This is a genomic window from Pseudoalteromonas sp. SG45-2 (assembly GCF_014164115.1).
GTDB classification, from domain to species: domain Bacteria; phylum Pseudomonadota; class Gammaproteobacteria; order Enterobacterales; family Alteromonadaceae; genus Pseudoalteromonas; species Pseudoalteromonas distincta.
This window is the reverse complement of the sequence record NZ_JACJEO010000008.1, coordinates 148,776-170,521: the sequence shown is the minus strand read 5'-3', so window position 1 is coordinate 170,521 and position 21,746 is coordinate 148,776. Positions and strand designations below refer to the sequence as shown.

Annotated in this window: 19 protein-coding genes; 11 read left to right on the top strand and 8 right to left on the bottom strand. The window is 38.4% G+C overall.

Annotation, left to right across the window (positions count from 1 at the left end):
• Positions 1 to 89 precede the first annotated feature (89 nt).
• Positions 90 to 605, top strand: coding sequence for a hypothetical protein (locus H5116_RS08000; protein WP_024604547.1), 516 nt, complete (start codon positions 90 to 92; stop codon positions 603 to 605).
• Between the two features lie 10 nt (positions 606 to 615).
• Here H5116_RS08000 and H5116_RS07995 read toward each other — a convergent pair whose 3' ends face one another.
• The 7 genes from H5116_RS07995 to ampD form a co-directional block, all read right to left on the bottom strand.
• The gene (locus H5116_RS07995) at positions 616 to 1,296 is read right to left on the bottom strand and encodes a tRNA-uridine aminocarboxypropyltransferase (RefSeq protein ID WP_182712065.1); all 681 of its coding nucleotides are present in this window, start codon (positions 1,294 to 1,296) and stop codon (positions 616 to 618) included.
• A 136-nt stretch (positions 1,297 to 1,432) separates the two neighbouring features.
• Positions 1,433 to 2,857, bottom strand: a complete 1,425-nt coding sequence (gene lpdA, locus H5116_RS07990; protein WP_182193963.1) for a dihydrolipoyl dehydrogenase — start codon at positions 2,855 to 2,857, stop codon at positions 1,433 to 1,435.
• A gap of 205 nt (positions 2,858 to 3,062) precedes the next feature.
• A complete protein-coding gene (aceF, locus tag H5116_RS07985) occupies positions 3,063 to 4,979 on the bottom strand; it encodes a pyruvate dehydrogenase complex dihydrolipoyllysine-residue acetyltransferase (RefSeq protein ID WP_182712064.1) in 1,917 nt (638 codons plus the stop codon).
• 10 nt (positions 4,980 to 4,989) lie between these two features.
• Positions 4,990 to 7,656 (bottom strand): pyruvate dehydrogenase (acetyl-transferring), homodimeric type, encoded by a 2,667-nt coding sequence (aceE, locus tag H5116_RS07980; protein WP_002957763.1) that lies wholly within the window; start codon positions 7,654 to 7,656, stop codon positions 4,990 to 4,992.
• 90 nt (positions 7,657 to 7,746) lie between these two features.
• Positions 7,747 to 8,496: a pyruvate dehydrogenase complex transcriptional repressor PdhR gene (gene pdhR / locus H5116_RS07975; RefSeq protein WP_002957764.1), complete on the bottom strand. Its 750-nt coding sequence runs from the start codon at positions 8,494 to 8,496 to the stop codon at positions 7,747 to 7,749.
• A gap of 352 nt (positions 8,497 to 8,848) precedes the next feature.
• Positions 8,849 to 9,700: a beta-lactamase regulator AmpE gene (gene ampE / locus H5116_RS07970; RefSeq protein WP_182715891.1), complete on the bottom strand. Its 852-nt coding sequence runs from the start codon at positions 9,698 to 9,700 to the stop codon at positions 8,849 to 8,851.
• Between the two features lie 13 nt (positions 9,701 to 9,713).
• Positions 9,714 to 10,268, bottom strand: coding sequence for a 1,6-anhydro-N-acetylmuramyl-L-alanine amidase AmpD (ampD, locus tag H5116_RS07965; protein ID WP_182715890.1), 555 nt, complete (start codon positions 10,266 to 10,268; stop codon positions 9,714 to 9,716).
• A 325-nt stretch (positions 10,269 to 10,593) separates the two neighbouring features.
• On the opposite strand from ampD, the gene nadC reads away from it, so the two are divergent.
• From nadC to yacG, 8 genes are all read left to right on the top strand, one after another.
• Positions 10,594 to 11,445, top strand: a complete 852-nt coding sequence (gene nadC, locus H5116_RS07960) for a carboxylating nicotinate-nucleotide diphosphorylase (RefSeq protein ID WP_154903594.1) — start codon at positions 10,594 to 10,596, stop codon at positions 11,443 to 11,445.
• Positions 11,446 to 11,928: 483 nt separating this feature from the next.
• Positions 11,929 to 12,366 (top strand): pilin, encoded by a 438-nt coding sequence (locus H5116_RS07955; RefSeq protein WP_182715889.1) that lies wholly within the window; start codon positions 11,929 to 11,931, stop codon positions 12,364 to 12,366.
• 64 nt (positions 12,367 to 12,430) lie between these two features.
• Positions 12,431 to 13,774, top strand: coding sequence for an O-antigen ligase (locus tag H5116_RS07950; protein ID WP_182715888.1), 1,344 nt, complete (start codon positions 12,431 to 12,433; stop codon positions 13,772 to 13,774).
• An 87-nt stretch (positions 13,775 to 13,861) separates the two neighbouring features.
• Positions 13,862 to 15,091 carry a type II secretion system F family protein gene (locus tag H5116_RS07945; RefSeq protein ID WP_182715887.1) on the top strand — a complete coding sequence of 410 codons (1,230 nt, stop codon included), beginning with the start codon at positions 13,862 to 13,864 and terminating at the stop codon, positions 15,089 to 15,091.
• A gap of 163 nt (positions 15,092 to 15,254) precedes the next feature.
• A complete protein-coding gene (locus H5116_RS07940) occupies positions 15,255 to 16,148 on the top strand; it encodes an A24 family peptidase (protein ID WP_182715886.1) in 894 nt (297 codons plus the stop codon).
• A 1-nt stretch (position 16,149) separates the two neighbouring features.
• On the top strand, positions 16,150 to 16,791 hold the full coding sequence (gene coaE / locus H5116_RS07935) for a dephospho-CoA kinase (protein WP_182715885.1): 642 nt from the start codon (positions 16,150 to 16,152) through the stop codon (positions 16,789 to 16,791).
• A gap of 126 nt (positions 16,792 to 16,917) precedes the next feature.
• Positions 16,918 to 18,594, top strand: a complete 1,677-nt coding sequence (pilB, locus tag H5116_RS07930; RefSeq protein ID WP_149603263.1) for a type IV-A pilus assembly ATPase PilB — start codon at positions 16,918 to 16,920, stop codon at positions 18,592 to 18,594.
• A gap of 111 nt (positions 18,595 to 18,705) precedes the next feature.
• Complete coding sequence (yacG, locus tag H5116_RS07925) at positions 18,706 to 18,936, top strand: DNA gyrase inhibitor YacG (RefSeq protein ID WP_002957774.1); 231 nt, start codon at positions 18,706 to 18,708, stop codon at positions 18,934 to 18,936.
• 72 nt (positions 18,937 to 19,008) lie between these two features.
• Here yacG and H5116_RS07920 read toward each other — a convergent pair whose 3' ends face one another.
• Positions 19,009 to 19,497, bottom strand: a complete 489-nt coding sequence (locus H5116_RS07920; protein ID WP_002957775.1) for a periplasmic heavy metal sensor — start codon at positions 19,495 to 19,497, stop codon at positions 19,009 to 19,011.
• 164 nt (positions 19,498 to 19,661) lie between these two features.
• On the opposite strand from H5116_RS07920, the gene H5116_RS07915 reads away from it, so the two are divergent.
• Complete coding sequence (locus H5116_RS07915; protein ID WP_182715884.1) at positions 19,662 to 20,351, top strand: response regulator; 690 nt, start codon at positions 19,662 to 19,664, stop codon at positions 20,349 to 20,351.
• The gene (locus H5116_RS07910) at positions 20,329 to 21,744 is read left to right on the top strand and encodes an ATP-binding protein (RefSeq protein WP_182695580.1); all 1,416 of its coding nucleotides are present in this window, start codon (positions 20,329 to 20,331) and stop codon (positions 21,742 to 21,744) included. The genes H5116_RS07915 and H5116_RS07910 overlap by 23 nt, the downstream gene beginning before the upstream one ends.
• Positions 21,745 to 21,746: the final 2 nt, after the last annotated feature.

Below are 21,746 nucleotides of genomic sequence, written 5' to 3'. Positions count from 1 at the left end.
CTTAAAATACTTTATTAATATTTTAAATTTCGCTAAGTTTTTTATTAATTGCGCCGATAACTAAATAACGCAAGGATCATAAATACTCAATGGATATGAATTTTAAAACATCTCAAAGTAATACCTTTTTATGTAAAGTATCAGACGCAAGTACAGCAAAACCAATTGGTGTATTTAGTGCCCAAACCCCCAGCGAAAATCCCTATAAAGCTTTATTTAACCCCAAAGGTTATAACTTTTTAAATATGCCAATGAGTGAGTTTAAAAATATACTTAACGAAATTATTCAGTTAGAACGCGACATTCGTATTAGCAAGTGGGGTGAAGGTGCTCGACCTGATGAGTTTAGTTATCAACTTAATAGAATAGCAGACGCAATTGCAACGACTCAATTTAATGGCAAAATAGACATTAACTGCTACTTTTTAAAACGAGTTGAAGAAGCAAAAGAAATGATTGGTGAAGACTGTATCTCGTTTATTCAAGTGCATAATAGTATAAGTCAATTGTATAATACTGTTTTACAATTAACATCTGAAGAAGGCTTCAGAGCAATTCAAAATAAAGCACTTGCTCACTTAAAAAATCAGCAAGCATTTGCTTAACTTCGTAAAATTAACCTTCTAGCGGTCGGCCTTTATTGCGCTTACCCAATAAATACGCATCACGAAACTTAATAAAATGCTGCTCTAATTTTGTCGATGCATCCATTTCGCCCGCAAGTGCTAATACCATAATAGCCACTTCAGCAGTGCCTAGTTGATGCGCATGAGGGGCTACACGTAATCGGTAATCAGATAGTTTATCAGCAGTAACAGAAAGTACAGGCAAGTTATCTAAATAAGGGCTTTTACGAATCATTTTCTTAGCTTCGCGCCACGTACCATCTAAGAATATAAATAGCGGCTTTTTATCTGATTCAATACTCACTTCTGTAATGGCTCTGCCCTCTTCTACATCTTCTGCGGGAAAGACGACCATAGGCTGATACTGCGAATCATTTATTAAAGCTAAAAGAGCGGGGTTAGGATCTGTTCTATCCCATCTAAATGCGTGGTTATCTGGCACTATTTCAGCAATTAAACGCCCTGTATTAGAAGGTTTAAAGCTTTCATTATGATACATCAGTAAGCATACAGCGGCCTTACAATCTGCATGCTCAACACCTTTACAAATACAGTAGTGCTTAGCAATCAGGCATTGTTCACAGCGATCTAATTTACCGCCTCGAGCATTAAACTCACGACGAGATTCACTTATTTGTTGAGCGCGTAATGCTAGAACTGAGTTTTTCACTGTATTTACCTTCAATTAATTAAGCGCGCATTGTAACGACTTCTTGTTATTTAATCTTATATTTATCTAAGTTAAAAATAGACATAAAAAAACCCAACCGAAGTTGGGTTTTTCAAGCCAATACTAAAAAGTTAAATTACTTCTTTTTAGCTGCTTTTTTGTTTGGTAAATCAGTGATTGAACCTTCAAAAATTTCAGCTGCAAGGCCGATTGATTCGTTCAATGTTGGGTGAGCATGAATTGTAAGCGCTAAGTCTTCACCATCAGCACCCATTTCAATACCTAAACCGATTTCGCCAAGCATTTCGCCCGCGTTAATACCGATCATAGCACCACCGATTATACGGCCACTTTCTTTATCAAAGATAAGTTTAGTAGAACCTTCAGTACGAGCAGATGCAATTGCACGACCAGATGCTGCCCACGGGAATACCGCAGTTTCAACTTTTAAGCCTTGCTCTTTTGCTTCTTTCTCAGTAACACCTACCCAAGCGATTTCTGGGTCTGTGTACGCTATTGAAGGAATACATTTAGGGTCGAAGAAATGCTTCTGACCAGAAATAACTTCTGCAGCAACATGACCTTCATGAACCGCTTTATGCGCAAGCATAGGCTGTCCAACTAAGTCACCAATTGCAAAAATATGGCTTACGTTAGTACGTAATTGCTTATCAACATTAATAAAGCCACGCTCATCAACGTTTACGCCCGCTTTTTCAGCATCAAGTAAGTTACCGTTTGGAGTACGGCCAACTGCAACAAGTACTTTGTCGTAACGTACTGGCTCTGCTGGTGCGTTTTTACCTTCAAACGTTACGTATAAGCCGTCTTTTTTAGCTTCAACACCAACAACTTTAGTTGAAAGCATTACGTTGAATTTTTTGCTTACGTATTTTTGGTAAATTTTGATAATGTCTTTATCAGCTGCTGGTACTAATTGATCAGCAAATTCTACAACATCAATTGCAGAACCTAGCGCACGGTAAACCGTACCCATTTCAAGACCGATAATACCACCACCAAGTACAAGTAGCTTTTCTGGTACGTCTTTAAGTTCTAGTGCGCCAGTTGAATCAATTACACGGTCATCTTCTGGGATGAAAGGTAAGTTAACTGGTTTAGAACCTGCTGCAATAATCGCGTTATCAAACGTGATAGTTGTAGCGCCGTCTGCGCCTTCAACTACTAAAGTATTGCTGCCAGTGAATTTGCCGTATCCAGATACAACTTTCACTTTACGCATTTTGGCCATGCCTTCTAGTCCACCAGTTAACTGGCCAACTACAGAATCTTTCCAAGTACGAACTTGGTCAAGATCGATTTTTGGTGCGCCAAAAGTAACACCGTGAGATGACATTTCTGCTGCGTCATCAATCACTTTAGCTACGTGTAAAAGTGCTTTAGAAGGAATACAACCAACATTAAGACATACGCCACCTAATGTTTCGCGAGATTCTACTAATGTAACTTCTAAGCCCAAGTCAGCAGCACGGAAAGCCGCAGAATAACCACCAGGACCACCGCCTAGTACAACAACTTGAGTTTTTAATTCGTTGCTCATGCTTTTACCTTAATTGTTTGAACGGGACACTGCCCTAAAATTTAACTGCCATGTTTCTGCAAGGCAGAAAGAGTGAGCAGCGCACAAAGTGATGCAATTCGTACAAAGATTGTATCATTGCAAATGGTAAAAATCCCAGCTAAAAACAACTGGCTGGGATTTGATTCTATTTATTTTATTGCGTATACCAATTTTACTAAACTGGTTACATCACCAACTGGCGAATATCGCTCATGTAACTTGCAAGAGTCACAGTAAAGCGTGCAGCTAATGCTCCGTCAATAACCCTATGGTCGTATGACATAGACAGCGGAACCATTAGTTTTGGTTCAAACTCTTTGCCATTCCATTTAGGTTTCATTTCAGATTTAGATACACCTAAAATAGCAACTTCTGGCGCATTAACAATCGGCGTAAATGCCGTACCACCGATACCGCCAAGGCTAGAGATAGTAAAACAACCACCTTGCATATCAGACGATGTAAGCTTACCGTCACGTGCTTTAACAGATACTTCCATTAGTTCACGTGATAATTCAATAATGCCTTTTTTATCAACATCTTTAAACACTGGCACTACTAAACCATTTGGCGTATCAACAGCAACACCAATGTTAATGTACTTCTTAAGAATTAAACTTTCGCCGTCGCTAGACAGTGAAGAGTTAAATGTTGGGAAGTCTGCAAGTGCTTTAGCCGCTGCTTTCATCACAAACACAAGTGGTGTGATTTTAACGCCAAGCTTTTTCTTCTCGCTAAGTGCATTTTGCTCTTTACGGAATACTTCAAGACTTGTGATATCAGCTTCATCAAACTGTGTAACATGTGGGATTTGTACCCAGTTACGGTGTAAGTTTTTACCTGATAGCTTTTGAATGCGAGACAGTTTTTTCTCTTCAATTTCGCCAAATTTAGCAAAATCTACTTTAGGCCATGGAATAAGACCAAGCTCACTACCACCTGCGCTACTGCCTGCAGATAATTGACCAGATTCAACTTGCTTAACTAGGTTTTTAACGTAGTTTTGCACGTCTTCTTTAACTATACGGGCTTTGCGTCCAGTGCCTTTAACGTTAGCTAGGTTAATACCAAACTCACGCGCTAAACGGCGAACAACGGGTGATGCATGAGCATACGCGCTATTTTCTGTGAAGCTTTCATTACTTGCTTTTGCAGGTGCCGCTTGAGCCGGTGCTGACTCTGTTTTAGCCGCTGCTGCAGGTGCTGATTTTTCAGCTGGTGCAGATGCCGCTGGCGCACTGCCTGCAACTTCAAATACAAAAATTAATGAACCAGTCGATACTTTATCGCCAGCGGCTACTTTAATTTCTTTAACTGTACCTGCAAATGGAGCTGGTACTTCCATTGCAGCTTTGTCGCCTTCAACGTTTAAGATTGATTGATCTTCTGAAACTTCGTCGCCAACGGCAACCATAATTTCAGTTACTTCAACTTCATCGCCACCAATATCAGGCACATTAACTTCTTTAGTGCTTGGTGCTGAACTTGCTGTTGAACTATCAGCTGGCGCTTCTACAGGAGCCGACTCTTTAGCCGGTGCTGCAGATTCACTTCCTGCTACTTCAAAAACAAACACTAACGAGCCAGTTTTAACTGTGTCGCCAGCGGCTACTTTAATTTCTTTAACTGTACCGGCAAATGGAGCTGGAACTTCCATTGCTGCCTTATCGCCTTCCACGTTTAAGATAGATTGCTCTTCTTCAACGGTGTCACCAACAGCAACCATGATTTCAGTTACTTCAACTTCATCATCGCCAATATCTGGTACAGTTACTTCTTTAATTGAAGAACCTGTAGAAGCAGCTGGTGCTGCCTCCTCAGATTTAGCTGGAGCAGCGGCTGATGCTTTTTCTTCACCAGTGCTTTCACTCTCGCCTTCAAACAAAAATACTAAAGAGCCTGTTGTAACGGTGTCGCCAACGTTAACTTTAATCTCTTTTACAGTCCCCGCTTGAGAAGCAGGTATTTCCATTGATGCTTTGTCGCCTTCAACATTTAGTAATGATTGGTCAACATCTACTTTATCGCCAACGCTTACTAATATTTCGGTTACTTCTACTTCGTCGTCACCAATATCAGGTACTTTAATTTCAATACTCATTGCAAACCTCTTATGCGTACAGTGGGTTAAGTTTGTTAGTGTCGATGTTGAACTTTTTAAGTGCTTCAACAACTACTGACTTCTCAACTTCACCGCGTTTAGCAAGTTCAGATAACGTAGCAACAACAACGTAGCTTGCGTTAACTTCAAAGTGACGACGTAGGTTTTCACGGCTATCAGAACGACCGTAACCATCTGTACCTAACACTTTGTAGTTGCTGCTTGGAATGAATGAACGCGCTTGTTCTGCGTAGTTTTTCATGTAATCCGTTGCTGCAACAGTCACAGAGTCGTTTAATACGCTTGTGATAAATGCTGTTTTTTGCTCGCTTTCAGGATTAAGCATGTTAAAACGCTCAACATCTTGACCATCACGCGTTAGCTCATTGAAAGATGTTACTGAGTAAACATCTGATGCAATACCATATTCTTCGCTTAAGATTGAAGCAGCTTTGCGCACTTCAGTCATAATAGTACCTGAGCTTAATAGCTGTACGTTGGCTTTTTTACCTTCGTAACTTTCAAGCTTGTAAATACCTTTACGAATACCTTCTTCAGCGCCTTCTGGCATAGCTGGCTGATGGTAGTTTTCGTTCATAAGCGTTAGGTAGTAGTAAATATTTTCTTGGTCGTCACCGTACATACGACGAATACCGTCTTGTACAATAACTGCAACTTCAAACGCGTAAGTTGGGTCATAAGAAACACAGTTAGGAACCGTGTTTGCAAGAATGTGGCTGTGACCATCTTCGTGTTGTAAGCCTTCACCATTTAGCGTTGTACGACCCGCTGTAGCACCTAATAAGAAACCACGTGCTTGTTGATCGCCCGCCATCCATGCCATGTCGCCAACACGTTGGAAACCAAACATAGAGTAGTAAATGTAAAATGGGATCATTGGTAAATCGTTAGTGCTGTATGAAGTTGCAGCAGCAACCCATGACGACATAGCACCTAACTCATTGATACCTTCTTGCAATACTTGTCCTGAAGTTGCTTCTTTATAGTAAGAAACAATATCACGATCCTGTGGCGTGTAGTTTTGGCCATGCGGGTTGTAAATACCGATTTGACGGAATAAACCTTCCATACCAAATGTGCGCGCTTCATCTGCAATAATTGGTACGATATTTTTACCAATGCCTTTATCTTTTAATAAGATATTAAGTGCACGAACAAAGCCCATAGTAGTAGATATATCACGCTTTTGCTCTTCAAGTAGTGGCTTAAATGCATCTACTTCTGGCAACGTAAGTTTTTCACTAAAACGTGGAATACGCTTAGGTGTGTAACCTTTAAGCTCATCACGACGCGCATGTAGGTACTTGTACTCAGGTGAACCTTCTTCAAGCTCTAGGTATGGTAATTCTTTTAATTGCTCTTCAGATACTAAGTCATCAAGACCAAGGCGTGAACGTAAATGTGCAACATGCGACATGTCCATTTTTTTCACTTGGTGCGCAATGTTTTTACCTTCAGCTGCTTCACCCATGCCGTAACCTTTTACAGTTTTAGCAAGAATTACAGTTGGACGACCTTTTGTCTCTTCTGCTTTTTTAAATGCAGCAAATAGTTTTGATGGCTCATGACCACCACGCTTAAGCGCAAAAATTTCATCATCTGTCATATCTGCAACAAGGGCAGCTGTTTCAGGGTAGCGACCAAAGAAATGCTCACGCACGTATGCGCCATCTTTAGCTTTATATGTTTGGTAATCGCCATCAATTGTTTCGTTCATCAATTGTAGTAATTTACCTGTTGTGTCTTTAGCAAGCAGAATATCCCAACCGCTGCCCCACACTAGTTTAATTACGTTCCAGCCAGCGCCTTTAAACAAGCCTTCTAACTCTTGAATAATTTTACCGTTACCCATAACTGGGCCGTCTAAACGCTGTAAGTTACAGTTAATTAAATAACAAAGATTATCTAGTTTTTCACGTGCAGCGAAAGAAATAGCACCACGTGATTCTGGCTCATCCATTTCACCATCACCTAAAAACGCATATACACGTTGGTTTTTAGTGTCTTTTAAGCCACGACCATCTAAGTATTTTAAGAAGCGTGCTTGATAAATTGATGAAATAGGACCTAAGCCCATTGATACCGTAGGGAACTGCCAAAACTCAGGCATTAACTTAGGGTGTGGGTACGATGGTAAGCCTTCGCCATCAACTTCTTGGCGGAAGTTATCTAGTTGCGCAGCCGATAAACGACCTTCAACAAATGCTCGTGCATAAATACCTGGAGAAATATGACCTTGGTAATAAACTAAGTCACCACCGTCTACATCATTTGGTGCTTTAAAGAAGTGGTTAAAACACACTTCATAAAAAGCAGCAGATGATTGGTAAGACGCCATATGGCCGCCTAAGTCGAGATCTTTTTTAGATGCACGTAGAACGATCATAATCGCGTTCCAACGTATAATTGAACGAATACGACGTTCAAGATTTACATCACCTGGGTAAGCAGGCTCTTGATCTACAGGAATAGTATTAACGTAGTTCGTGGTAATACCCGTTGGCATATCAACGCCGTCTAAACGGGCTTGCTCTAATACTTGCTCAAGTAAAAACTGAGCTCGTTCAACACCTTCTTCGCGCACAACTGATTCAAGAGCTTGTAACCACTCTTGTGTTTCTAGCGCGTCTACGTCAATTTTATTGACTTCAGACATATGGAGGTTTCCTTATGTTTAAAATACGAATATTGTTAATTTAATATCACAGCTACTTAATTTGTGTGTTCAAAGTAGTTATGTACTAACTTAATTTTGTTTAGTGCGTCTTAAACTACGTTCAATTCGCGAATGTTCTTTGCCTGCTTCAAGTAGTGCTTCTTCGATAAATGCTAAGTGCGCATTACTTGCTAAACGGGCTTGTTCTGGATTACCGTCAATAACGGCATCCATTAATAAACGCCTGTGTTGGGCTAACTGACTGCTAATATCTGACTTTTTTAATAGAACAGTTAAATTTTGCAATACATTTTGCTCAAGCAGCGCTTTCATACCTCTAACTAAATGCAGTAACACCACATTGTGCGAGGCTTCTGCCACGCTAAAGTGAAATGCATTAATTGCTTTTGCTTTTTGCTGTAAATCATCATTAACTAAGGCAATTTCATCAAAGCTTTGTTTTACTTTGCTAAAATCGTTGCTGGTCCCGCGCAGTGCTGCGTAGTAAGCAGCAATCCCTTCTAATGCATGACGAAATTCAAGTAAATCAAACTGCGACTCAGGGTGTTTACTAATCAAATCAAAAAGTGGATCAGTAAGCCCTTCTTCGAGCTGATTTTTTACAAACGTGCCGCCACCTTGGCGACGCGTAACTAAACCTTTCGCTTCTAATTTTTGAATTGCCTCACGCAGTGACGGGCGAGACACTTCAAATTGCTTTGCTAGTTCACGCTCTGGTGGCAACTTTTCACCTGGTGCTAACGAGCCTTCAAGAATCATATTCTCAAGTTGCTGTAAAATAACATCAGATAATTTTGCCGCTTTAATCTTTAAAGACATGAATCAACGTCCGCGTTGTATAAATACCAAGAGCCCATAAAACGGGGCTTTAAGTAGTATGATTTACCCAAAAGGTAAATTGGTCATACCAAAAATTTTCAATACGGTATCAAAAACACTATTAGCTGTCAATTTACAGGTAGTTTGAGCAATTAAAGTAGCGTAACGCATTTTGAACGAAGATCAAACAATGCGCAATTTACAAAAATTGTTATAACGTATTTGGGATGAAAACAATTGGTCTGACCAGAATAAATTAGAATATTAGCTCTATTTCATTGTACTTAAAAACTGCAGGAAGAGATTAAAGCACCTTACATTGCATAAGGTACTTTATTAAAAAAGTATTAACTTAAGACAGCCCACCAAATAATGTAAGCAACGCTATAAGTACTAAGTAAAATAATACATTACGCTTAACAAGCTTAATCATACACGTGGCTTCGTAGGTACAGCCGTAATAGCGCTTTTCAACTTGCTCTGCAGCAAGTGCAGTACATGTTACTACTTCGCGATTTGGAGACTTAAAGTTAAGCACGTAACGTAGCCAACAACTTGTGCCTTTATTAAAGTTACCTATTACTAAATAGCCAAAGCTGGTGATGCGTGCAGGCAACCAGTCAAGCCAGAACAGTAGTTTATGTATAAGTTTAAAACGCTTAGCAAATATTACTTTATGATCTTCTCGTACTAAATCAGCTAAAGTACGTACCAGTGCATATAAAACCGCGCCTGGCGCACCTAAAACAACAAACCAAAAAATCACCGCACAGTAAAATCTAAAGTTTACCCATGCCAATGTTTGCCCAAAGGTTTCGCCACCCTCTTGATCATCAGTACGCTTTTGACCTATTTGCAGCGCATATAAAGATGCAGCAGTACCATCATCTCGCGTTAAGGCATTTAAGTAAGACTTATATAAAGCACGCTGCTTGGCACAACCAAAGCAAACCAAAAGCACAGCAATATTAATAGCTAACTGCCATAGTACAAAATCAGATAAACAATAAATAAACGCTATTGCTATTACTGGAAGTAACAGCCAAATTAAAAAGCCCGGAGCAGAACTAAATAAGCCTTTGTCACCTAGTAGCTTATTAGAGCGATTTAAATAACCATTTGTGTAATAGCTTATCTGCCAGTAATTAGACCGAGCCCCTAAACGCTCCAGAATTAATGCAATTATTATAGAAACTAAAATCATGGGAATAACTCTCTTAACTTAGTTGTTCAAGCATATTAAAAAACAATGGCCAATTAAAGCTACTGCCAGGATCGGTTTTACGTCCCGGGGCAATATCGCAATGCCCAACAATACGCGAAGGGGTAATTTTTGGATAGCGTTGTATTATAGATTTACTAAGTGTAGCTAATACTTCGTATTGCGCTAAAGAGTATGGCGTGGTGTCGGTACCTTCAAGCTCAATCCCAATGCTAAAGTTATTACAAGCAGATACGCCCTCAAACTCAGATTGCCCGGCATGCCAAGCACGTTTTTCAAAAGGCACGTATTGTATAACCTCACCGGTGCGCTTTATAAAGCAATGGGCCGACACACGTAAATTTTTTAAGTCACTAAAACTCGAGTGAGCATTACAATCAATGCTACCCATAAATAACTCATCAACAAAAGGTGTACCAAACTGCCCTGCTGGCAAAGATATATTGTGAATAACCAGTAAAGAAATATCAGCCTCATCAGGGCGCTCATCAAAATGCGAACAAGGCCGCTGCGCTACAGTACTTAAAACACCGTCTAAATCTATTTTCATGATACGTTTATTATATAAATATCAAGATATACATAGCACTGATGCTAAAGGATTTATTAAAACAATGATAGTAACAAACAGGTATAAACCCTACCTGCAAATAATTCAACCCCACACGTAGGTGCTAATTTACGTCCGCTCATGTAACGTAACTTTTGAAATTAAAAGCGAGGTATAAAACCTCATCTACAGGTAATACAAACCCACACGTAGATACTAATTTACTATAAGCACTTATCTTTATATTGGTGAAAAGGCAATCGCTTCTCTTTCTTTTATAAACATAGTAAAATTTGCCTAATTTATTAACGCTTATGAGCATTCCATGTCTATTTCGCACACTCTTATTACTCAGCTTGTTACTCTAGCACTTGACGAAGATTTAAATTATCAAACAGCACAAGAAGGCGATATTACCGCGCAATTGATCCCTCAAAATGAGCAAGCAAACGCCAAAGTAATCACCCGCGAAGACTGTATTTTTTGCGGAAAAGACATCATCCTTGAAGTATTTAAACAAGTAGACCCAAGCGTTAAGGTTAATGTACTTATTAATGATGGCGACGCAGTTAAAGCAAACAGCACATTATTTACAGCCACTGGTTCAGCGCGTTCAATATTAACTGCCGAGCGTACTGCACTTAACTTTGTACAAACGTTATCGGGTACAGCCACTACTACAGCACATTATGTAAAAGAGCTAAGCGGCACAACAACGCAACTACTCGATACACGCAAAACCATACCAGGCCTTAGAGCACTTCAAAAATACGCAGTAAAATGTGGCGGCGGTGCAAATCATCGTATTGGTTTATTTGACGCATTTTTAATTAAAGAAAATCATATAGCGGCTTGTGGCACAATAAACAAAGCCGTTGCTCAAGCTAAACAAAATCACCCAAACAAACCTGTCGAAGTAGAAGTAGAATCACTCCCAGAACTTAAGCAAGCAATTGAAGCTGGCGCCGACATAATTATGCTAGACAACTTTAGCGTAGAGCAAATTAAGCAAGCTGTAATTTTAACCAATAAGCGCGCAAAACTAGAGGTTTCAGGCAATATGACCCTAGAAACGCTCAAAATTTATTCACAAGCAGGTGTCGATTTTATATCAAGCGGGGCATTAACAAAAAACTTACAATCAATCGATTTATCGATGCGCTTTGAACAATTATGAAGCAATAATGGGTAATTAATACCGCTAATTAATTGACAAGTTAAGTAAAAAAGCATTAAATAACCCAAAAGGCTTACTTTGTAACAAATTGTTAAATAAAATCGCTTTTTTATAAGAAGATACGTGCTAAATACTAAAATAAAATGGTAGACTAATTCTGTTGTACTATTTTATTTAAAAAGATAGTCATAAATAACTAGTGCCTTTAGTTTTTAAAGACATAATTAAAAACTAAAGCAACTAAACTACTTACTTTATGCCTATACTATTTGTTGCTACAACATGTAGTGCACTTAGTAAACTTTTATAATTAGTACTAAACATAATGAATTCACATTCGGCTTTTGTGTTTCATACTCTAAAGCTAAAGTGTAATAAAATTAATTTTAAGTAAAACTGTAAAGTAAATCAGTTAAATTAAGTGAGGCATTTTGCCGCTTAAGTGATTTAAGTTACAAAAATCTATCCTTTAGGAGAGGAAACATGAAAACAATGACTCAAAAACAACAGGGTTTCACCCTAATTGAATTAATGATTGTAGTAGCAATCATCGGTATTCTTGCAGCAATTGCATTGCCAGCATATTCAAATTACCAAGCAACATCTAAATTAACTGCCGGCTTAGCTGAAATTTCAGGTGCAAAAACTGAAATGGAAATTTTAGCGAATAATGGAGAAACAGTTTCAACAGTTGCTGATATCAAAGCAATTAAAAATGCATCTACTCAAAACTGTACTATCACAGCCTCAATGTCTGCAGGCGCAGGTACTATTGTTTGTTCTATTGCTAACGCACCATCACAGATTACCAATGCTAAGTTGACTTGGGCTAGAGCTGCTACTGGTGCATGGACATGTTCAACTACAGGTATTGCTGCAGCTGACAAAGACTTAGCTCCTAAAAGCTGTCCACAATCTTAATCATTTATTGATTACTAAAAAGCGCCTTGTTTGGCGCTTTTTTAATGCGTAAGAATCAGCATTCATGAATATAGTAAATATAATAAAACCATCGCTTATCAGCTTGTTTTTTCTGTGTGCGCTAATACCTTTAATACCCATATTTTCCTACGATTATCATAATCACCAGCGTATCATCCAAATAGCTTTTTTACTTAGTATAAGCCTTCTAGTGCTTACTGCTTTTTTAGGTAATAAAAAACCTACTTTTAAGCTTTCACTAAATAAAAAAAGCAGTGTGTTATACTTAATTTTCATTTTTTTTGGTTGCTTATCTGCATTGATGAGTGTGGAGCAAAGTTTTAGTCTGCTGTACACATTTCATATAAGCTTACTTATTTTCACCATGTATTATGTAAGTACTATAAATAATAAAAAACCTATTTTATTTATTGTTTATGCATTACTGATAACCCATACAAGCCTCATTTTAATATGTCTACTTAATATAATTTTTACGCTATCTGAACAACAACCCTTAAACCCCTACATAATCTACTCAGGTTTTATTAACATTCGCTTTTTTAACCAAGTACAGGTATTTATTCTTCCATTTTTAGTGTTACTCCTAAAATTTAAAAGCATACAGCGCATTGTATTTATTATTTTGTTTTTAAACTTATTACTTATATTTATTGGGCAAGCTCGTGGGGCTTTACTCTCATTTTTAGCTTTCTCTATTTTTGCTCTTACTTTAAAAACCACATTAAAAAAACAAGTACTTATCGGATTAGCTTGCTTTGTTTTAAGTAGCATTGCTTTTTATGCTCTGGACTCATTAAATAAAGGGGGGGCCGAAATACTACGCACATCCACCTCGGGCCGTATTGATTTATGGCTTAATACTCTTTCTAACCTATCTTTAAAACATTTATTTATCGGCAATGGTCCTGGAGTGTTTGAAATGTCACTTGGAAGTTCAGCTCCTTTTAGTCACCCTCATAATTCATTAATTGAAATTTTAAATGAGTGGGGACTAATCGCCCTTATATGTATTTTAACAGTTGTTTTTACAACCTTTAGAAAAGCGATTACACATTTAAAGCAACATAAAAAAGATATCATTACTGAAAGCCTCTTTTACTCTTTTGCTATAGGTATTACATACTCACTATTTTCTGGTGTGCATGTAATGCCGGTTTCGCAAACACTCTTATTTATAATGTGGGGGTTGCTACTTGGTAGAGTTGATAAAAAAAGAGGCCAAAGCATTTCAATAAATAAAGACTTAAAAGCTTTAGTAACCATTTTATTTGTTTTTGCATGGTACCTTTACTTACAAAAAGCGATAAGCATATATAATAATATTGACCCAGATAAGGGCTATATTTATGGACCTAGATTTTGGTCCGTAGGACAGCGATTTTAAAGCGCTTCAACTTTTCTACCAAGAATCATTTGTTTAAGTTATGCTTGTAATAATGAAGTTTAAACCAAATTCAGCTGGGTACCCTTAATGGCAAAAAAACAACAAGATAAAGGCATCGATACTTTTCAGTGGGTAGGCGTTAGTGCACGAGGGAAGAAACTTGAAGGTGAGCTTACAGGTAATAGTATTGCACTAGTAAAAGCTCAGCTTCGAAAGCAAGGTATCACTCCCTCAAAAGTGAAGCGTAAAGCAAAACCACTGTTTGGTATTCAAAGTGTTCAAAAGGTAACCCCTAAAGATATAGCACTACTTACTCGCCAAATTGCGACTATGTTGATGGCGGGCGTTCCTTTAATACAGGCCATTGAAATGATTGGCTCTGGCTCGACCAATAAAAGTGTAGCCAAATTAATGGAGACTATTGCTGATGAAGTAAAAGCGGGTCAACCGTTATCTACAGCACTTAGAAAACACCCACGTTATTTTGATGATTTATATTGCGACCTTGTAGCCTCTGGCGAGCAATCTGGTGCACTTGATAAAATATTTGACCGAGTTGCTTTATATAAAGAAAAGTCCGAAGCGCTAAAATCAAAAATTAAAAAAGCGATGTTCTATCCTATTTCAGTATTAGTAATTGCCGGCATTGTAACCTCAATACTATTAATATTTGTAGTGCCGCAGTTTCAAGATATATTTGCAGGTTTTGGGGCAGAGCTTCCTGCATTCACTTTGTTTGTTATTGGCATATCAGACTTTATGCAAGCATATTGGTGGATGATACTAATCGCTATTGTAGCTTTTGGATACGCTTTTAAAGAAGCCAAGCTTAGAAGTTTAAAACTCAGAGATGCAACCGACCGAGCTATACTTAAACTGCCTGTTATTGGCATGATTTTAAATAAAGCAGCAGTTGCTCGCTATGCACGAACTCTTTCGACTACATTTGCTGCAGGTGTGCCGCTGGTTGATGCGCTTGACTCTGCCGCAGGCGCTTCAGGTAATGCTGTTTATCGTTACGCTATTTTAGATATCAAAGTAGAAGTGAGCTCAGGTAATCAGATGAACTGGGCAATGCGTAACTCAAAAATATTTCCTGATATGGTAATACAAATGGTTGCGATTGGTGAAGAATCTGGCTCACTAGACGGCATGCTTGCTAAAGTAGCGACTATTTACGAGCAAGAAGTTGATGATGCAGTAGATGGCCTTTCAAGCCTACTTGAGCCACTTATTATGGCCGTACTGGGTGTACTTGTTGGTGGCTTGATTGTTGCGATGTACTTGCCTATTTTCCAACTTGGCTCTGTTATTTAATTACTAAAAATAACAATTTACAGAAAATAAAAGAGGGGCTTACTTTTTGGTAAGGCATAGCTATTAATGTCTTCTCATTTACTCTCTTTTATTTCTCTTTGTGATAATAATTTCACTTAATTTTTAGACACTTAATCTTTTAGAACAGTTTTCAGGTAACATAATGCAAAGTATTATTGAAGTAATGCAAAGCCAGTTGTGGTTTTATTTAACCACTATTGGCTTAATTAGTTTATGTATTGGTAGTTTTTTAAATGTGGTTATTTATCGCTTACCGTTGATGATGCAACGTGAGTGGCAAAGCGAATGCCGCATATTGCTAGATGATGAGCTTACAGCTAATAAATCTAAACAAGCCAATATCAATAAGCCTTTTAACTTAGTAAAACCCAACTCTACCTGCCCTAAATGCAAAACAGCCATTAAGCCTTGGCAGAATATTCCTATTATTAGTTGGTTAATACTTAAAGGTAAATGCGCAAGCTGCAGTAATCCTATTTCGGCCCGATACCCTGCTGTAGAGCTAATTACTGCCCTATTAAGTTTAATTGTTGCCTATAGCTTTGGTGCGACCGAGCAAGCTTTATTATATATTTTTGTAACGTGGATTTTAGTAGCACTGACCTTTATTGATATTGACCATATGCTGCTGCCAGATCAACTTACACTTCCGCTTGTTTGGCTTGCACTTATTACCTCGGTAATGGGTTACACAATTACACCAACCGATGCCATTATTGGTGCGGCTTGTGGTTATTTAAGTCTATGGAGCGTGTTTTGGCTATTTAAGTTATTAACCGGTAAAGAAGGCATGGGTTATGGCGATTTTAAGTTGCTTGCTGTATTTGGGGCGTTACTTGGCTGGCAGTCATTGCTTACTATTATTCTGCTTTCGAGCGTAGTAGGTGCCATTATAGGTATTGCGCTGTTGAGCATACAAGGTAAAGACAAAGCGACCCCTATCCCTTTTGGCCCTTATTTAGCGATAGCAGGCTGGATCACTATGCTTTGGGGCAACCAAATTCAAGGCGCTTATTTTAATTTAATAGGTTATTAAAATGAGTGAGCAAATAACTAAAGTAAACAGCTGGGTATTAGGCTTAACAGGCGGTATTGGCTGTGGTAAAACGGCCATCAGTAACATGTTTGTAGAGCTTGGGATTACAATAGTTGATGCCGATATAATTGCACGTGAAGTCGTACTCCCAAATAGCAAAGGGCTAAAAGCGATTACAGCACACTTTGGCAAAGATATTTTATTGCCTGATGGCACATTAAATAGAGCAGAATTGCGCGCAAAAATATTCACTAACAACAGTGACAAAGAATGGCTTAATGCGTTGCTACACCCTCTTATTCGGATAAAAATACTAAACGATTTAAATAATGCAACTAGCCCTTATGTTGTTTTAGTAGCGCCTTTATTGTTTGAAAACAACCTTGATAAATATTGCGACCATACCTTACTTATTGACGTACCAACCTCTGTACAAGTAGCGCGTACAGCAAAACGTGACAACACAAGTAGTGAGCAAGTTAAAAGTATTATTGCCTCGCAAATGTCACGTGCCGATAAACAGCAAAAAGCGGATGATATTTTAAATAACGTCCGTAGTTTAAACCTAGTGCATATAGAACTTGTTGATCTTCATAAAAAGTACCTACAATATGCATTACACAACAAAACTAACTCACATTAACACTGTCCTAACTCACACAAACTCGTATTTTAGTTAGTAAAATCACAACAAAGAATGAAAGGTGATGTAATCACCTTCTTTTTTCTGATAAATTGCTTACTATTGAAGGAATAAAACAGGTGCGCAATGAATATTAACTCACCGTTATTGAGAAAATTTATAACCCTTGGCCGCATTGATGCCGACACGGTTAAAAACAAACAAAATGAATTTGCCTCAACAGCTGAGCTTATTTCTAAATGTGGAAAAATCGATAGTAAAGATTTAGCTGAACAATGCATTGATTTGTTTCGCGTACCTTATTTTGATTTAAAAGACTTTGATCCTACAAGAATCCCGGCCGATCTCGTAAAAGAAAAACTTATACGTAAACATCATATTTTGCCGCTTGTTCAAAAAGATCGAAAAGTTTATATAGCAGCATCAGACCCAACAGATTACGGCGCATTCGAAAACTTTGAGTTTAGTACCGGTCTTTCATGCGAAATTGTTGTTGTTGATTATATTCAACTCGATAACAAAATTGAGCAGTTGCTAGATGCCACTGGCAGCTTAAATCTAACTGATGACGAGTTTCAAGAATTTGCTGATTTAGACTCAGAAAGCCAAAGAGATACAGCACCACAAGATGACGATAAAGATGATGCGCCTATCATCGTATATATCAACAAAATTTTAATGGATGCCATTAAAAAAGGCGCCTCTGATTTACATTTTGAACCGTATGAGCACAAGTACCGTATTCGCTTTCGTATTGATGGCATTTTGCATGAAGTGGCAAGCCCACCTAATACATTAGCAACCAAGCTTTCTGCGCGTATTAAGGTTATGTCGAGACTCGATATTGCCGAAAAACGCAAACCACAAGATGGTCGTATAAAGCTAAAAATTACTGAACGCAAAAGTATCGATTTTCGTGTAAGTACCATGCCTACCTTGTGGGGCGAAAAAATAGTAATGCGTATTCTTGATTCATCAAGCGCTATGTTAGGCATTGATGTATTAGGCTATGAGCCTGAGCAGAAAAAGCTTTACATGGATGCGCTTGCCCAGCCTCAAGGGATGATACTTGTAACAGGGCCAACGGGTTCTGGTAAAACAGTATCGCTATACACAGGTTTAAATATATTAAACCAACCTGAGCGTAATATTAGTACTGCGGAAGACCCGGTTGAGATTAACCTTGAAGGTGTAAACCAAGTACAAATAAATATTAAAGCCGACATGACTTTTGCCAACGCACTGCGCGCATTTTTACGTCAAGATCCTGATGTAGTTATGGTAGGTGAAATACGTGACTTAGAGACCGCAGAAATATCAATAAAAGCGGCGCAAACAGGTCACTTGGTTTTATCAACATTGCATACAAACTCAGCGCCGGAAACAATCACTCGTTTATTAAATATGGGTGTACCCGCTTATAACGTAGCAAGTTCGATTAGCTTAATTATAGCCCAGCGTTTAGCACGTCGCTTGTGCCCTAAATGCAAAACGCCAGAACAACTTCCGAGTGAAGAACTTGCTCGCCAAGGTTTTAGTGCCGAGCAAATTGAAGAAATGACGTTATATATGCCTAAAGGGTGTGATAGCTGTACTGATGGTTACAAAGGGCGTGTGGGTATTTACGAAGTAATGCAAATTACTCCTGAAATAGCCCAAATTATTATGCGCGGTGGTAATTCGCTTGAAATAGCAGACGTATCACTTAAAGCCGGTTTTAATAATTTACGTTTATCAGGTTTACGCAAAGCAGCCGATGGCCTTACATCCCTTGGTGAAATTAACCGCGTAACCAATTTTTAAAAGTCCCACAGTAAAAGATATAAGGCTCTAAGCGTTAAGCTCAGAGCCTTATAGCTAGAGACTCATATCTAAGTAATGTAATATGCACCAAAAATTTGTAGAGAGTAATTTATGCCTACTGTTGTAAACTGCCCAACCTGTAAAACTAAAGTTGAATGGTCAGAGCAAAGCCCATTTCGCCCTTTTTGCTCAAAGCGCTGCCAACTAATTGATTTAGGTGAATGGTCGTTCGAAAATAATAAAATTTCTGCACCAATTACCTCGGCTGAAGAGTTTAGCCAAGACATGATAGAAGATATTGAGGCAATGATGGCTAAAAATGAAGATGACTTTTTTAAATAATTTATCTTCATAATGCCCTAAATACAAAAACCAGCATTACGCTGGTTTTTTAGTATTTACAAAAAAGTAAAATTAGCTTTTTTGTTTACGGTGCTTTTTATTCATACGCTTTTGCATTTTAGCAAACTTCTCTTTTTGCTCAGCGTTAAGCACTTGCATTACTTGGTGTTGTGTTTTTAGTTTAATTAAACCAAATTGCTCACCTTTTGCATGACGTTCATTTAATAGCTCTTTTGCTGCATTTTCGTCAAATGTCGCAGCCGAAAGTAATGCATCCATTTTTGCTTTGTGCGCTTCACGCATCGCTTTACGGGCTTCTTTATCGTCGCCACGCAGTGCTTTCATTTGTGTTTTTTGCGCTTCAAAAATAGCCTTTAGCTTAGTTTGCTGCTCATCTGTTAGGTTTAATTTTTCAACGCCGCGCTCAGAAAGTAAAAAACGAGCTTGAGAATGGCCTTGCTTATGTCCGTCGCCTTTAGCTAACACGCTACCAGCACCAAGCGTTGCTGTTGCTAAGCCACAGATAAGTACTAATTTTGAAAGTGTGTTTAATTTAGTCATAATCATTACCTTAATATTGGGTGGTTGTGGCTGCTAAGCCAGTGAGTTAACTATACCTAACTCAACGCAAAGTAACGCAAAGCAGTGTAAAGGTTGTGTAAAGATTCACCTTTGCACTATTTAGCGGGTAAAATAACGCTATAAACAACTCTAAGGGTTTGTAAATGAAACTATTAATGATTGATGACGACACTGGCCTTTGTGAGCTATTAAGTGAATATTTAACTGCCCAAGGCTTTGAAATACAAAGCGTACACGACGGTGAACAAGGCCTTAAACTAGCACAAGCAAATGACTACGCCCTGATATTGCTAGATGTAATGTTACCAACGCTTGATGGTTTTGAAGTACTTAAACAACTTAGGCAAACAAAACTCACACCGGTAATAATGCTTACAGCAAAAGGTGAAGACTTTGACCGTATTTTTGGTCTAGAGCTAGGCGCTGACGATTACATTCCAAAGCCTTTTAATCATCGTGAATTACTTGCCCGCGTAAAAGCGATAACTCGCCGTATAGAGCACATTAATAGCTTAAATGTAGCTACAACGAGTAAGTTACTCGTTAATGGCATTACTGTTAACCTTGCAGCTCGAGAGGCCTCAATAGACGGCTCTACACTAACGCTTACTGGTACAGAGTACGAAATACTCACGCTATTGTGTAAAAGTGCAGGTGAAGTGGTTAGTAAAGAGCAAATTAGTGAAGAAGTACTAGGTAGGCGTTTAGCTTCTTTTGATCGCTCTATCGATATGCATGTAAGTAATATCCGCAAAAAAATAGCAGAGCATATTCCAGGTGAGCGAATTAAAACAATGAGAGGTACGGGTTATGTCTTTATCCAAGGCGAATAAAAGCACTTACTTTGCTTGGTTAAAACACCCTGGGCACTACCTGTTTTTTAAAATATTTATTTGGTTTTGGTTAACTATAATCGGCACCGTTGCAGCGCTTATATTTTTAAGTAACATTACCGCTATTAACGCGGTAACTAACGAGCCGCTTTATGGCCCTATGAAAAAAAACTTAATATATACCGCCAAAAGTATTGAGCGCACTGCTATTAAACATAAGCGCAGCCTAAGCGATGTATTAGTACACCCTCGCCTATCAAAGCGTAAACTTTTATACTTAAGCGCAGCTCAAAGCGAAGACTCCCTTAGCAGTAAAGAGGTGCCAGAGAGCATCGACTTAAGTTTATTAAACTTTACTCAAAATATGTCACCACAAATTATTTTCACTGAAAAATATCAAGCCTTCGGCCCTGTTAACATAAACGTGCCTGAAGGGAGTTTTTATCTTTATGAAATAGATATTAACCATCAACCGCCGCTATTAATGCGCTTTAAGCTTATGCCTAATTGGATGAAAATAGTCATCGCAATTGTTGCCTCTCTTATTTTAAGCTTTGTATTTAGCCGTAACTTAATAGCCCCTATAAATAGTCTTAAAAAAGCAGCTATTAAACTATCAGCGGGCAACCTAAGCGCAAGAGCCGACATTTCTGTAAACCGAAAAGATGAGCTGGGAATACTTGGGCGAGACTTTAACAGCATGGCCAATCAGCTAGAGCTTTTAATTAGTTCACAAAAACGCTTATTAGCCGACATATCACATGAGTTACGCTCGCCCCTTACGCGTTTAAAAATGGCTACCGGTCTTGCGCAAATGCAAGCTAACGACACTAGCCAATCGTATTTATTACGCATAGAAAAAGAAGCAAACCAACTTGATAAGATGATTGCCGACGTGCTGCAAGTTTCTCGCTTAGAAGCAAAAAGCCAAGCGCTTTCACTGCAAAAACAATCATTACAAATAATTGTAGATCACGTTATTAACGATGCGCAGTTTGAAGCAAAACAAAATAATAAGCAGCTCAATATAGTGGGCGCTGTAGACGTAAATATTAATTGCGACGAAACCCTTATTGCCAGTGCGCTTGAAAATCTACTTCGTAACGCTATTAAATATGCAAACAATACAATTAGCATTACTCTAAAGCACACAGATGCCATTTATATAGAAATATGTGATGATGGCTCTGGTGTGCCCGATGATCAACTGAGCAAGCTTTGTGAGCCCTTTTTTAGGCAATCAGATGCGCGGGATCGCGTAAGTGGTGGTACGGGTTTAGGGCTGGCGATTGCTAAAAATGCTATTACTGCGCATGGTGGCAGTTTAGTATTATCAAATAAAGAACTAGGTGGCTTGTGTGCTAATATAACCTTGCCATTAATAAAAGAGTAAAG

What these genes read in the sequence shown, in the direction of transcription:
- H5116_RS07945 (WP_182715887.1), top strand. Translation starts at nt 13,862, where the DNA reads ATGGCAAAAAAACAACAAGATAAAGGCATCGATACTTTTCAGTGGGTA.
- yacG (WP_002957774.1), top strand. Translation starts at nt 18,706, where the DNA reads ATGCCTACTGTTGTAAACTGCCCAACCTGTAAAACTAAAGTTGAATGG.
- pdhR (WP_002957764.1), bottom strand. Translation starts at nt 8,496, where the DNA reads ATGTCTTTAAAGATTAAAGCGGCAAAATTATCTGATGTTATTTTACAG.
- H5116_RS07950 (WP_182715888.1), top strand. Translation starts at nt 12,431, where the DNA reads ATGAATATAGTAAATATAATAAAACCATCGCTTATCAGCTTGTTTTTT.
- coaE (WP_182715885.1), top strand. Translation starts at nt 16,150, where the DNA reads ATGAGTGAGCAAATAACTAAAGTAAACAGCTGGGTATTAGGCTTAACA.
- aceF (WP_182712064.1), bottom strand. Translation starts at nt 4,979, where the DNA reads ATGAGTATTGAAATTAAAGTACCTGATATTGGTGACGACGAAGTAGAA.
- H5116_RS07940 (WP_182715886.1), top strand. Translation starts at nt 15,255, where the DNA reads ATGCAAAGTATTATTGAAGTAATGCAAAGCCAGTTGTGGTTTTATTTA.
- H5116_RS07910 (WP_182695580.1), top strand. Translation starts at nt 20,329, where the DNA reads ATGTCTTTATCCAAGGCGAATAAAAGCACTTACTTTGCTTGGTTAAAA.
- H5116_RS07915 (WP_182715884.1), top strand. Translation starts at nt 19,662, where the DNA reads ATGAAACTATTAATGATTGATGACGACACTGGCCTTTGTGAGCTATTA.
- H5116_RS07955 (WP_182715889.1), top strand. Translation starts at nt 11,929, where the DNA reads ATGAAAACAATGACTCAAAAACAACAGGGTTTCACCCTAATTGAATTA.
- pilB (WP_149603263.1), top strand. Translation starts at nt 16,918, where the DNA reads ATGAATATTAACTCACCGTTATTGAGAAAATTTATAACCCTTGGCCGC.
- nadC (WP_154903594.1), top strand. Translation starts at nt 10,594, where the DNA reads ATGTCTATTTCGCACACTCTTATTACTCAGCTTGTTACTCTAGCACTT.
- aceE (WP_002957763.1), bottom strand. Translation starts at nt 7,656, where the DNA reads ATGTCTGAAGTCAATAAAATTGACGTAGACGCGCTAGAAACACAAGAG.
- ampE (WP_182715891.1), bottom strand. Translation starts at nt 9,700, where the DNA reads ATGATTTTAGTTTCTATAATAATTGCATTAATTCTGGAGCGTTTAGGG.
- H5116_RS08000 (WP_024604547.1), top strand. Translation starts at nt 90, where the DNA reads ATGGATATGAATTTTAAAACATCTCAAAGTAATACCTTTTTATGTAAA.
- H5116_RS07920 (WP_002957775.1), bottom strand. Translation starts at nt 19,497, where the DNA reads ATGACTAAATTAAACACACTTTCAAAATTAGTACTTATCTGTGGCTTA.
- ampD (WP_182715890.1), bottom strand. Translation starts at nt 10,268, where the DNA reads ATGAAAATAGATTTAGACGGTGTTTTAAGTACTGTAGCGCAGCGGCCT.
- lpdA (WP_182193963.1), bottom strand. Translation starts at nt 2,857, where the DNA reads ATGAGCAACGAATTAAAAACTCAAGTTGTTGTACTAGGCGGTGGTCCT.